Origin of the sequence: Nocardiopsis mangrovi (assembly GCF_042653925.1) — a bacterium.
GTDB classification, from domain to species: domain Bacteria; phylum Actinomycetota; class Actinomycetes; order Streptosporangiales; family Streptosporangiaceae; genus Nocardiopsis_B; species Nocardiopsis_B mangrovi.
On record NZ_JBHSFQ010000007.1, the window covers coordinates 148,184 to 160,454 of the forward strand.

Sequence of the window (12,271 nt, forward strand, 5' to 3'; positions counted from 1 at the left end):
GCCCGCCGCCACCTCGACCCCCGGCCACACCTCAGGCATCCCACACCCCCGACCCCGCGGCCTCGCGCACATAGTCGCCGAAATCCCGGGCCTCACGGCCCAGCGCCTCGCGCACGCCGTGGGCCACACGGGCGTTGCGGCCGTCCAGGACCCCGCCCAGCAACCCGCTCAACAGCTCCGCCTCCTCCCGCGCGACACCGGCGCCCACCAGCCCTTCGGCGAAACCGCCCGCCGACACCGCCCGGTAGGCCACCCCCCGCCCGATGGCCGCCGAGATCTCGGCGAGCGCCCCGGCGAAGGTGACCAGCCGCGGCCCCGTCACCTCATAGACCCGCCCCCCATGGCCCGGACCGGTGAGCGCGGCCACCGCCACATCGGCGATGTCCCCGGCGTCGACGAACGGCTCGCCCACCTCACCGGCGGGAAAGGCGACCTCGCCGGCGCGCACCGACTCCACCAGGAAGTCCTCGCTGAAATTCTGCGCGAAGAAGCTCGCCCGCACGACCGTGAGCGCGGCACCACACCCGCGCACGGCCTCCTCCGTGCACACCGCCCCCTCCTCTCCCCGCCCCGTCAGCAGCACCACCTGCTGCGCGCCCGCGGCCACCGCCGCCTTCGCCAACGCCCCCACCTGCTCATCGGCCCCAGGGAAGCCGGCATCGGGGGAGTAGGCGATGTAGACCGCACCCACCCCCTCCACCACCGGACCCCACGAGGCGGGCTCGCCCCACTCGAACGGCGGGACCCCCGACCGCGACCCGACACGCACCCGGCGCCCGCGCGCCCTGAGACGCTCGACCACCCGCCGCCCCGTCTTCCCGGTACCCCCGACCACCAACACCGTCTGCCGCTCCATCTGCTCTGTCACACCCCGAGTCAACCGCCACCGCCCCGCCACCACCATGGCCCGCACCCTCACCCGCATACGCGAGCGTCTACACTGAGCCGCCATGGATGCCCTGGCGAGCCTGCTGGAGGGGCCGCGCGCCCACGGCGCGTTCCTCCTCCGCGCCGTCCTCGCACCCCCCTTCCACATACGCGTCCACGACGGCGCCCCGCTCACCCTGATCGCCATGCTCACCGGCGGCGCCCGCATCGCCACCGCCGACACCGACGCGCCACGACCGATGCGCCCCGGCGACATCGCCCTCATGCGCGGCCCCACCCCCTACACCGTCGCCGACACCCCCGCCACCCCGCTCCAGGTGGTCATCAACCCCGGGCAGCGCTGCACCGCCCCCGACGGCACCCCGGTGTCGATGGACCTGGGCACCCGCACCTGGGGCAACCACCCCGACGGCTCCACCACCATGCTCATCGGCACCTACCAGATGCACGGCGAGGTCACCCGCCACCTGCTCGGCGCCCTGCCCGGCCTCGCCCACCTGCCCGCAGCGGCCGCCGGCACCCCGCTGGTCGCACTGCTGGACGAGGAGATCGCCAGGGACGAGCCCGGCCAGGAGGTCGTCCTCGACCGGCTCCTGGACCTCACGCTCATCGCCGCCCTGCGCGCCTGGTTCACCCGCGGCGCCGACCACGCCGCCCCCGCCTGGTACCGCGCCCACGGCGACCCCGTCGTGGGCGGCGCCCTGCGCCTGCTGCACGCCCACCCCGAACGGCCCTGGACCGTCGCCCGGCTCGCCGACGCCGCCGGCGTCTCCCGGGCATCGCTCGCCCGCCGGTTCACCGACGCCGTGGGCCGGCCTCCCATGGCCTACCTCACCGCCTGGCGGCTGGCCCTGGCCGCCGACCTGCTGCGCGAACCCGGCGCCACGCTGGACGCCGTGGCCCGCCGGGTCGGCTACGGCGGCCCGTTCGCGCTCAGCACCGCGTTCAAACGCGAGCGCGGCATCAGCCCGCAGCAGTACCGCGCCCGCGTCCAGGCCGACGCCCCCGCCGACGCGCCCTCCTGACCCCCCGGCGCCGACGACGGCCCCGCCGCCCGGACCGCACGGGCGGCGGGCCACCCTTGTGAGCGCATACCCCCATCGGGTATCTTCCTCGGAGGCGAATACCCCCCAGGTGTATAAGGAGCGGGATGACCGCACACGACCACCCGCCGCACACGCCGCAGCCCGCGAGCGCCGACGGATTCACCGCAGACGGCTACGACACCGTGCGCCGCACCTTCCAGCGCCTGCTCGACGACGGCCGCGAGACCGGCGCCGGCCTGTCCGTCTGGCGCGACGGCACCGAAGTCGTCCGCCTCAACGGGGGATGGGCCGACACCGGACGCCGCCACCCCTGGACCAGCACGACACTGGTCCAGCCCTACTCACTGTCCAAGGCCTTCGCCGCACTCACCGCCCTCACCGCGGTCCGCGACGGCGCCCTGGAGCTGGACGAACCCATCGCCGCCTACTGGAACGGCTACCGCGCCCACGGCAAGGACCGCACCACCCTGCGCCACGTCCTCACCCACCAGGCCGGCCAGCCCCGCTTCCCCGCGTCCGCCGCCGCACTGGACCTGCTCGACGACGCCGGCCTGCGCACCGCCCTGGAACAGGCCGCCCCCGAGTACCCGCCCGGAACGTCCATGGGCGAGCACGCCCTCACCTACGGACACCTCATCGACGCCGTCCTGCGCGCCGGCGCCCAGACCACACTGGGGGAGGCGTTCAACGACGTCGTCCGCCCCGCACTGGGACTCGACGCCTGGTTCGGAGTCCCCGACCACGAACTCCACCGCGTCGCCGACCTCGAATACGCCGACCCCGACTGGCCCCGCCTGCTACCCGCCGCCCCCTGGCTCCAGACCCCCGCCGGCGCCCTGGACACCGAGCGGGCCAACTCCCGCGCCTGGCGCCGGTCGGTCTTCGGCGGCGTCAACCTGCACGCCACCGCCACCACCGTCGCGCGATTCTTCTCCCACCTCACCGCCGCCGAGGGACCCCTCCGCCGGCTCCTGGGCCCCCAGCTCCAGCAGGAGTACATCTCCGCCCAGGTCACCGGCCACGACACGGTGTTCGGCACGCCGCTCACCTGGACCCTGGGGTTCCTGCGCGACCGCACCAAGATCGCCAAAGGCGGCGTCGGCGGCTCGGTCGGCTGGTGGTCGATCACCCACGGCCACGCCTGCGCCTACCTCACCCGCCGCCTGGACGACCACTCCCGCGCCGCCGAGATCGCCGCGGCCCTGGGCGACGACCTCACCGTGCGCACGGACGGCTGAGCAGGGCCGGCAGGAATCGCCCCGGCCGACCCGGACCGCTCAGGCGCCCCCGGGGGGCCCGGGAACGCAGGCGACCGCGCTCAGCCGCGATGCCGGGCCCCAGCAGGGGATGGGCCGTGAGGGAGCGGACCGTGCTCAGCGCCCCATCGGGATAGACCACCCGAAACCACGCCCGGCACACACGGCAGCGGTGCGTGGGGATCTGGCAGACGCAGAGGCCGGCCGCCTCCCGGCCTCGCAACGGCGGCAGGCCGCCCGCGAGGGAGGGCACCGCACGGGCCCGCACTCCACGCCACCGCGTAGGGCCGCACATCCAGTCCCGACGGCGCCGCCCACCCCCGGGCCGGCGCGGGACGGAACCGGTGGCCCAGCCCCGCCGGCGCCCTGGCCGTGTCCCCGAGCTCACCGGGGACGGGCTCGTCGCCATAGACGTCGAGCACCCAGCGGGTCGGGAGCGTGAGGCGCCGCATCCGAGGATTGCGCCAGGACCGCCGGCCCCCCCGCCGGGGTCCGCGGGGACCGATACGGACCGGGTTCGCCGGTCGCGCGGTGCCCGGGGACGGCGGGGACGGCGGGGCGCCGTGGGTCCAGCGCACCCGCTTCAGCGTTCCTACGCCGGCCCCGGGGGGCTCCCCGCTCCCTTGCGGGTGCGGTAGGAGCGCATCTTGTGGCGCGCCCCGCACGTGCTCATGCTGCACCACACGCTGTTGTTGGCGGGGGAGCGGTCGTAGAACAGCCAGCGGCAGTCGGGGGAGCGGCACACCTTCAGCCGGTCCCCGCGGCCCGCCAGTTCCTCGGCCGCCAGTGCCGACAGCACCGCCCCCAGCACCTCCCGGACCCCGCTCGACGCCGCCACCGCGATGCGCGCACCCCCGGCGTCCGACCAGCGCGGGGCCGCCAGAACGCGGTCGGACCAGGCGTTGAGCACCTCGGGCGCCCCAGGGTCGGGCTCGTCCGCCAGGTGCGCGCGCACGGCCTCGCGCACCTCCACCAGTTCGGCGCGCCCCTGCTCGTCGAGTTCCGCCGCGGCGCGGGGCCAGCCGTTCTCGCGCAGCCATTCGCGCGCTCCGCCCGTATCGGACAGGGCGTCCTCGCCGTGCAGCCGCCGCGCGGAGTTGCCGAACGCCTCGATGAGCCCCAGTGCCCCGGGGGCCGCCGGTCGTGAGTAGGCCATACGGACATGTTACCGATACTCGGATGCATCTGGTAACGTCCCGAGTTACCGACTAAGAGCAGATAACGGTAACACGATCAACGGGAGACCCCATGTCCGACTGGACCCTCGACCACCGCACCCCCACCCCCGCCGGCACCGTCCACTGGACCGCCCGCGGCCAGGGCGACCCCGTCGTCCTCATCCACGGCACCCCCTTCTCCTCCCGCGTCTGGCACGCCACCGCCACCGCCCTCAGCGCACACCACACCGTCTACCTGTGGGACCTGCCCGGTTTCGGCGCCACCACCGAAGACGAGATCACCGACGTCTCCCTGCGCGCCCAGCAGGCCGCCTTCACCGCGCTCCTGCACCACTGGGACCTCGACCGCCCCAGCGTCGTCGCCCACGACATCGGCGGCGCCGTGGCCCTGCGCACCACGCTGCTCGACGGCATCGCCTACCGCCGGCTCGCCCTCCTCGACGCCGTCGCCCTCAACCCCTGGGGGAGTGCCTTCTTCCGGCTGGTGCACGACAACCCCGAGGTCTTCGACGCCCTGCCGGCCCACATTCACGAAGCGCTCGTCCGCGCCTACATCGCCGACGGCACCCGCACCGCGCCCGCACCCGACTACACCGACGCCCTGGTGCGGCCCTGGCTCGGGGACCGCGGCCAGCGCGCGTTCTACCGCCAGATCGCCCAGGCCGACCAGGAGCACACCCGGGAAATGGAGGACCGCTACCGCGACCTGGACATCCCGGTACTGGTGGCCTGGGGGAGCGAGGACACCTGGCTGCCCGCCGAGCACGCCCGGCGCCTCACCGACGCCATTCCCACCGCGCGCCTGCGGTTGATCCCCAATGCCGGCCACCTCGTTCAGCACGACGCACCCGAGCACCTCGCGAAACTGCTCACCGAATTCCTCGCGTCCTGACCGGCCGGCTCGGCGCAACGCGGCCGACGGCGGCGCCCGGCGATACGATGGCGTACCGCCGGGCGCCGCCGGTTGTTCGGCGCGACGCGCGCCTCGCCGAACCCCGGCCGGGGCGGCGCCTCGGGCCGATACCGGTGTTCGCCGCAGTGTCTCCGCGCCACGCCGGAGGAGGGGAAGAAAAAACCGTTACTTTACATAAGATGCATTATCGGCGATGCGTCCCGGAGTACGGAAGGGGTTGAAAACCCCTGTGTCACAGGGCTTCCGGTCCGCCGAACGTTTCGCCCCGGCCTCAGTCGCGTCCGCTGAGCGCCGCCGCGGCGCCCATCGACAGGTACACGCCGCCCACGGCGTAGTGCTGGCGGGCGGCGACAACGGGATGGCGGCGCAGCCAGCGGCCGACACGGCCGCCACCGAGGGCGAACGCCAGGTCCACGCACAGGCCCATGGCGGCCATCAGCGCACCGAAGACGAGGATCTGACCGGCGGCCGACCCCTGGGCAGGATCCACGAACTGCGGCAGGAACGCCAGGAAGAACAACGCGACCTTGGGGTTGAACACGTTGACCAGCACACCGTCGCGCAGCAGCCGCAGCCCGGCGCGCGGCGACGCCTCGGTCGGCTCCAGGCCGATGTCCTCGCGTCCCCAGATCGCGCGTATGCCCAGGTAGATCAGGTATGCGGCGCCGATGTAGCGGACGATGTCGAACGCCGGCGCCGAGGCGGCCAGCAGCGACGACAGACCCACGGCCGCGGCGCCGACGTGGACCAGCGTGCCCAGCTCCACGCCCAGCGCCGAGATCACCCCGGCCCGGGGCCCCTGGCTGATGCTGCGGGTCAGGATGTAGACGAAATTGGGCCCGGGCGCCAGGAGGAGCACGAGCGCGGCCAGAGCGAACAGGGCGATACTGTGCGGTTCGGGCATGCCGGAAAGCCTAGATCCCCCGATCGGCTCTGCCCCTCTCGGCGTAGAAGTGATGCATAAAAGGCGTTATGCATGTTTTCGGTAAATTCGGGGGCATGTCGGCGTGTCCGCGGACGTCGTCGATCGTCCGGCCGGCCGGACGGACGGTCTGACTGTGTCCCCTGTGCGGCCGCTGACGGAGGGCACTCCCCGTGCGCTCGGGCGTCGCGGGCGCTCACGTCCACCGATCCCCGGACCCGCCACGCGGATCTCCCCACGAAAAACCGCGGCCGCCCGCCACCCCTCCCCCGGGCGGGCCGGGCGTGGCCCGCCGCTCGCGGCGCCGTCCCGATGCCGGGCGCCGCACGGTCGTCGCTGGTCAGGGGCGTCGTCGCGGTCGATCCCGGCACGACGCATACCCGCGCCCGCGGCACTCCGGGCCGCCGTCGCACGCATCACCTGGCCGGAGTGGCCTTCCTCCACTGGAGGGTGGCCCCGGACGCCGTGTCGGCGCTTCTTCCCGCGGGCACCCGGGCGGACACGCTCGACGGGGTCGCCTACGCGGGACTGGTGGCGTTCAGGGTTCCCGAGTCGCCGGCCTTCGGCGCGGTGCCCACCGGGGCGTTCACCGAGGCGAACGTGCGCCTGTGCTCGGTCGATGGGCGGGGCAGGCGCGGTGTGGTCTTCGTGTCCATGGACGCCGACTCGGCGCCGGTGGTCGCCCGGTTCCGCAGGTTCACCGGCTGTTGTGAACCGCCGCACCGGCGTCGAAGGCGCGATCGACCCGTTGAGCAGAACCGGGCGGCCTCGTCGGACGCGGCGCCCCGCCATGCGGGATCCTGCGCCGCGATCAGGCGCCGCGGGATCGGTGCGCCCTCCACCGCGTGGCCGCGTCCCGACCACCGGGGGCGTGCGTGCGGGGCGGTCCGCCCATGCGCCAGGGCGCGTCGCTCCAGACGGCGTCGTCGCCGGCGGGTGGGGAAGGTGGGGCGCATCGGTGGTCCCCTCTTCGTTCGGGGGTCGAACCGGCGAGCTCCCGCACCCGGCGCGGACAAGCCGTCTTCGGGGCAGCCGATACCGGGGGTGTCGTCGCGGTGAACGGGGGCGGGCTCCGATGTCCGATGATCGGTGCGCCCTCCACCGCCGATGGGCGCGGCGGACGCGCGAACGGCCCCTTTCGTTGACCGGTGTCCCGGTTCTCGCGTGCCACCGGCCACAAGCGGCCATCCCACCCCTGTTCCGGTGCGAAGCGCCGACGAACCGCCGCCGGGCGGGGAATGCTCGAACCGTGTCCCACAGCATCGGTTCCTCCCCCGGCACCGCCGACACCGGCCGCCCGGAATCCGCCTCCCCGCTCCCCCACGCGCCCGAGCCCCCGCGCGCCCGCCACCGACCGCGGCGCGGCGGCGGCCGCCTCACCGGCATCGACCTGGCGCGCGGCCTGGCGGTCCTGGGCATGTTCGTCGTGCACGTCGGCCTGGGCTGGGCCGCCGCCGACGGAGGCAACGCCCTCACCCCCGTGGTGGCCGGCCGCGCCGCCGCCCTGTTCGCCCTGCTGGCGGGGGTCTCCATCGCGCTGATCTCGGGCGGGCGCACCCCCAAGAGCGGCGACGACATGGGCGTGGCCCTGTGGCGGGTGGTCGTGCGCGGGCTGCTCATGCTGCCGCTGGGGACCGCCCTCACGATGATGGGCACACCGGTGTCGGTGATCCTGGCCTACTACGCGGTGTTCTTCGTCCTGGCCGCCCCCCTGCTCCAGGAGCGCTGGAAGGTCGTCGCCGGCACCGCCGCGGTCCTGGCGGTGGCCGGTCCCCTGGTCTCGTTCTGGCTGCGGGGGCTCATCGCCGAGGGTCCGCTGCGCGGCCCGGCCGCGGCGGTGAACGCCTACGACCCGCTCGTGGCCCTTGGCGCCGACGGCTTCATGGACCTGGTGCTGACCGGTGCCTATCCGGCCTTCACCTGGATGCCGTTCGTGTTGGCCGGTTTGGCGATCGGCCGGTTGGACCTGCGTGCCGCGCGGGTGCGGTGGGTGCTGGTGGGGGCGGGAGCCGCCCTGGCCGCGGTGGCCTATGGCGCCTCCTGGGTGGCCCTGGAGCTCTTGGGCGGCCGGGGCCGGCTGGCGGGGGCGTTCGCCGATGCGCCGATGGACCGCTATGGGGGTGCCGCGAGCCTGGACGGCGCGCTCGCCGAGGGGTTTCCCGGGACCGTGCCGGTGAACGACCCGGTGTGGCTGGTGGTCACGGCGCCGCACAGCGGGACTCCGCTGGAGGTGCTGGGGGCCGGGGGGATCGCCATCGCGGTGCTGGGGGTGTGCCTGTTGGCGGGGCACGCGCTGCGCTGGGTGCTCTACCCGGTGGCGGCGGTGGGTGCGTTGTCGCTGACGACGTATGTGGGCCATGTCCTGGTGATCTGGGTGGCCGGCAATGGGCTGCTGGAGGGCGGGGCGCTGTCCTTCGTGGCCACCGATCTGGCGCTGACCGTGGTGGTGGGTGCGCTGGTGGGCGCGGGGCTGTGGCGGGCGACGGGCCTGCGCGGCCCGTTGGAGGCGCTGGTACACGCGGTGTCGCTGGCGGCGGCGCGCCGGATCCCGTAGGTCCCGGCCGCGCCCGCGGGTCGGCTGTCCCGGCTCGCTGTTCTCGACGGCGTGCGCGGCGGCGTGGGGGTGGGTCGCCGGGTCCGTGCGATCGGGGGCCGCGGGCCGGCGCGGCCGGAGCCGGTCGTGGCGCTGAGACGCTGCGCCTTCTCCGCGGTGGTCGCTGCGCCGGCCGGCGTGTCGAGGATGTCCGTGCGCTGCTGGTTGGGCGGGTCCACCTGCCGATGGGGCGGCTGTGTGCGCGGCCGGGCCCGGGGGCGGGCGGTGCCCTCAGGAGCACCACCGATGGAGCCCGGGCGCGGGCAGGCCCGCAGCCGCAGCGATTTTCGCCAGCCACAGGGATAAATACCTGTTCCAGGAAAATTACATTCGATGTATATTCGCGTCATGCAGGAGTCTCGGCGTGAGCGGAAGAAGCGGCTGACCCGGCAGCGGATCGTCGCGGAGGCGATCCGGCTGTTCGAGGAGCAGGGGTATGAGCAGACCACCATGGCGCAGATCGCAGCGGCGGCCGACATCGACCCCAAGACCTTCGCCAGCTACTTCCGCGGCAAGGACGACGTGCTGTTCGTCGACGTGGAGCGCAACTTCGACGTGCTGCTCGGCGCGATCGCGCGACGGCAGCCGCACGAGGGCCCCGGCGAGGTGCTGGCGCGGATGGTCGGCGACTACGCCGCCTACCGCCGCCCCCTGGTTCCCGCCCGCGACTCCCACGAGGTGTCGGCGCCCGCGCGGCTGGTGATGTCCACGCCCGCTCTCCAGGCCAAGGCGCTCTATGTGATGTTGAACCTCCAGGAGCGAATGGCCGACGAACTGCTCAAGGCGTTCCCCGGCCGGCTCGACCCCATCACCGCCGCGGCGATGACCGGCGCCCTCATCGGCGCGCTCCAGCAGGCCGGGCTCGCCAGCGTCCGGCTGGGCAGGTCCCAGGAGGAGCTGTGGCAGGCCAGCCGGCACGGCCTCGACGTCGCGCTCAACGGGCTGCTGTCGGTGCAGGTGCCCACCGAGAACCCCTAGCGCCGGCCGGCGCTAGGGGCGACCGCTCCCGACGCCACCGGCGTCCGCCCGCCCCTCCCCCGGGCCGACCGGCACCGGTGGTCCCGCCGCCCCAGAAGGGGCGGCGCCCGATCACCGCAGAGAGGACCAGCCCACCATGACCGAGACCCCCTGGGCGCTCGCCCGCGACGCACGACGCGCCCTTCGGCAGGGCCCCGCCGCACTCGCCCGGCGGCGGCGCGCCCGCCTGGCCGATCTCGTGGCCTACGCCCGCGCGAACTCGCCCTACTACCGCGAGCTCTACCAGGGCCTGCCCGACCACGTCGAGGACCCGGCGCTGCTGCCGGCCACCGACAAGAAGGCGCTGATGGCCCGCTTCGACGACTGGCCCACCGACCGCGAGGTCACCCTCGACCGGGTTCAGGCGTTCGTCTCCGACCCCCTCCTGGTCGGCGCGCGCTTCCAGGGGCGGTACCTGGTGGCCACCAGCTCCGGCACCAGCGGCGTGCGCGGTCTGTTCCTGATGGACGAACGCCACCTGGCCGTGCACACCGCCCTGGGGGCGCGCACCAGTGGGGGCCTCGGCGCCGCCGACGCCGCCCGCATGCTCGCGCGCGCCGGGCGCACGGCCGTGGTCACCGCGCCCGGCGGCCATTTCTCCACGGTGGCCGCCACGGCCCGGTTCCGCCTCGACCACCCGTGGGCGGGGCGGATCCTGCGGGTCTTCTCGATCGAGCAGCCGCTGGAGGACCTGGTGGCAGAACTCAACCGGTACCGGCCCGCCACCCTCTCCGGGTTCCTGAGCATGCTCACGGTGCTGGCCGGCGAACAGCGGGCGGGGCGGCTGCGCATCCGCCCGGGGGTCGTCATCGCCGGCGGTGAGACGATGACGGGCAAGGCCCGCGACGAGCTCGCCTCCGCGTTCGGCGCCCAGGTGCGCGCCGCCTACGCCTCCACCGAGTGCGGCTTCCTCAGTGTCGGCTGCGCGCAGTGCTGGTACCACCTCAACAGCGACTGGGCCCTGGCCGAGCCGGTCGACGCCGACCACCGGCCGGTCGCGCCGGGTGAGCCCTCGCACACGGTCCTCATCAGCAACCTGGCCAACCGCGTCCAGCCGATCCTGCGCTACGACCTGGGCGACAGCGTCCTGGTGCGCCCCGAGCCCTGCCCGTGCGGCAACCCGCTGCCCGCGATGCGGGTGCGGGGCCGGGCCGCCGATGTGCTCACCTTCGCCACCGGCGGCGGCGAGCACGTCGACCTGTCCCCCATGGTCTTCGGCGTCCTGCTGGACCGCCTCCCCGGTGTCGAGCGGTTCCAGATCGTCCAGACCGGGCCCAGCGAGCTGCGCGTCCGCCTGGCGGCCGCCGACGGCGCCGATACAGCGGGGGTGTGGCGGACGGTGCTCGACGCGCTCGGCGCCCTGCTGGCCGGGCACGGGGCGGGCGGTGTCACGGTGGTGCGCGCCGAGGAGCCGCCGCAGCGGTCGTCGGGCGGCAAGTTCCGCCGTGTCCTCCCCCTCGCCGCGCCGTGACCTCAGGTCTTGCGACGTGCCGTCCGCACGGCCCCGGCGCGCGATCCGCCCGCCCGGGCCGCAGCGGCGGTCCAACAGCGGTGCCGGTGGTGTTCGAACACGCCGCTGCGGCGGGGGTCACCCGGCGGCCCCATGGCCCGGCGGGTGCGGGGCCCCCACGGGACGCGACATCGCCCAGGTGCGGGGACCGCCATCGGGCAAGGCGTACTCGGCGCCCACCGTGAACCCCAGCGACCTGTACAGGCGCACGTTCTCAGGGGCGGAGGTCTCCAGGAAGGCGGGGATGCGCGCGGCGTCGGCCTCGCGCAGCCCGGCCTCGATGATCCGCCGTCCCAGCCCGCGGCCCCGGGCCTGGGGGCGGACCCCGACCGTGCCCGGGAACCACACCGGGCCGGGGGCCGGTGGCGCGCCATGGCCGCCTCCGCCGACGCGTAGGCGCCGGCCCGGTCGCCGGCCGGGTCGATCAGGGTGGGCAGCAGGCGCTCCAGCACCGCGCGGGCCCTCCGGAACCAGGGGTCGACCACACGGCCACGGCGGCCGCGTCGTCGGAGAGCCGGACACGGCCGTGGGGCAGGCCGACCTCGGCGATGAAGATCCGCTGGAACTCGCGCAGCCGGGTGAGGTGGCCGTTCGCGGAGATCGTGTGCCGGGTGAACGGATAGTCCGCGAACGCCGCCGCCAGGGTGTCCGCGGCCGCCGCCACGTCCTCGGTGGTGGCCTCCCTGATCATGTGCTCCCCCTTGTCCGGCCCCACTCGGTCTCCGGGCCGCGAAGGAGGGTAGTGATGCGCGGGTGCGCGGGGCCAGGGATTTTCGGCCGAGGGCGCGGCCGCCGTTCCCGCGGCCTGGCCGGAGTCCCGGCCGGCACCGGCCGGAACGCCTCCGCCGGCGCCACCCCGGGCCGTCCGGTCCCCACGGGAGGCGCCTGCGCACCGCCCGACCCCGATGGTCCTCGGTGGGGGCGGCGGTGCTCGCCCCCCGCGTCGCG

General features: G+C 74.8%; 10 protein-coding genes and 1 pseudogene. 7 read left to right on the forward strand and 4 right to left on the reverse strand.

Annotated features, from left to right (window positions below; translation table 11 throughout):
- Positions 1–31: 31 nt before the first annotated feature.
- The gene (locus tag ACFO4E_RS10235; RefSeq protein ID WP_378573265.1) at positions 32–868 is read right to left on the reverse strand and encodes a Rossmann-fold NAD(P)-binding domain-containing protein; all 837 of its coding nucleotides are present in this window, start codon (positions 866–868) and stop codon (positions 32–34) included.
- An 82-nt stretch (positions 869–950) separates the two neighbouring features.
- Between ACFO4E_RS10235 and ACFO4E_RS10240 the strand changes: the two genes are divergently transcribed.
- The gene (locus ACFO4E_RS10240) at positions 951–1,913 is read left to right on the forward strand and encodes an AraC family transcriptional regulator (RefSeq protein ID WP_378573267.1); all 963 of its coding nucleotides are present in this window, start codon (positions 951–953) and stop codon (positions 1,911–1,913) included.
- Positions 1,914–2,038: 125 nt separating this feature from the next.
- Complete coding sequence (locus ACFO4E_RS10245; RefSeq protein ID WP_378573269.1) at positions 2,039–3,172, forward strand: serine hydrolase domain-containing protein; 1,134 nt, start codon at positions 2,039–2,041, stop codon at positions 3,170–3,172.
- Between the two features lie 610 nt (positions 3,173–3,782).
- Here ACFO4E_RS10245 and ACFO4E_RS10250 read toward each other — a convergent pair.
- Entirely contained in the window at positions 3,783–4,346 is a 564-nt protein-coding gene (locus tag ACFO4E_RS10250) for a CGNR zinc finger domain-containing protein (RefSeq protein ID WP_378573271.1), read from the reverse strand.
- Between the two features lie 92 nt (positions 4,347–4,438).
- Between ACFO4E_RS10250 and ACFO4E_RS10255 the strand changes: the two genes are divergently transcribed.
- On the forward strand, positions 4,439–5,260 hold the full coding sequence (locus ACFO4E_RS10255) for an alpha/beta fold hydrolase (RefSeq protein WP_378573273.1): 822 nt from the start codon (positions 4,439–4,441) through the stop codon (positions 5,258–5,260).
- A gap of 292 nt (positions 5,261–5,552) precedes the next feature.
- On the opposite strand, the gene ACFO4E_RS10260 is transcribed toward ACFO4E_RS10255, so the two are convergent.
- The gene (locus ACFO4E_RS10260; protein ID WP_378573275.1) at positions 5,553–6,185 is read right to left on the reverse strand and encodes a LysE family translocator; all 633 of its coding nucleotides are present in this window, start codon (positions 6,183–6,185) and stop codon (positions 5,553–5,555) included.
- A 330-nt stretch (positions 6,186–6,515) separates the two neighbouring features.
- Here ACFO4E_RS10260 and ACFO4E_RS10265 point away from each other — a divergent pair, with 330 nt between their 5' ends.
- The 4 genes from ACFO4E_RS10265 to ACFO4E_RS10280 all read left to right on the forward strand — a co-directional run bounded on the left by ACFO4E_RS10265 (position 6,516) and on the right by ACFO4E_RS10280 (position 11,284).
- Complete coding sequence (locus ACFO4E_RS10265; RefSeq protein WP_378573277.1) at positions 6,516–7,262, forward strand: DUF2071 domain-containing protein; 747 nt, start codon at positions 6,516–6,518, stop codon at positions 7,260–7,262.
- Between the two features lie 190 nt (positions 7,263–7,452).
- Positions 7,453–8,757, forward strand: coding sequence for a DUF418 domain-containing protein (locus tag ACFO4E_RS10270; protein WP_378573279.1), 1,305 nt, complete (start codon positions 7,453–7,455; stop codon positions 8,755–8,757).
- Positions 8,758–9,144: 387 nt separating this feature from the next.
- Complete coding sequence (locus ACFO4E_RS10275) at positions 9,145–9,774, forward strand: TetR/AcrR family transcriptional regulator (protein WP_378573280.1); 630 nt, start codon at positions 9,145–9,147, stop codon at positions 9,772–9,774.
- Positions 9,775–9,910: 136 nt separating this feature from the next.
- Positions 9,911–11,284, forward strand: coding sequence for a phenylacetate--CoA ligase family protein (locus ACFO4E_RS10280; RefSeq protein ID WP_378573282.1), 1,374 nt, complete (start codon positions 9,911–9,913; stop codon positions 11,282–11,284).
- Positions 11,285–11,401: 117 nt separating this feature from the next.
- Here the strand turns inward: ACFO4E_RS10280 and ACFO4E_RS10285 are convergent.
- Positions 11,402–12,014: pseudogene (locus ACFO4E_RS10285) on the reverse strand (GNAT family N-acetyltransferase).
- Positions 12,015–12,271: the final 257 nt, after the last annotated feature.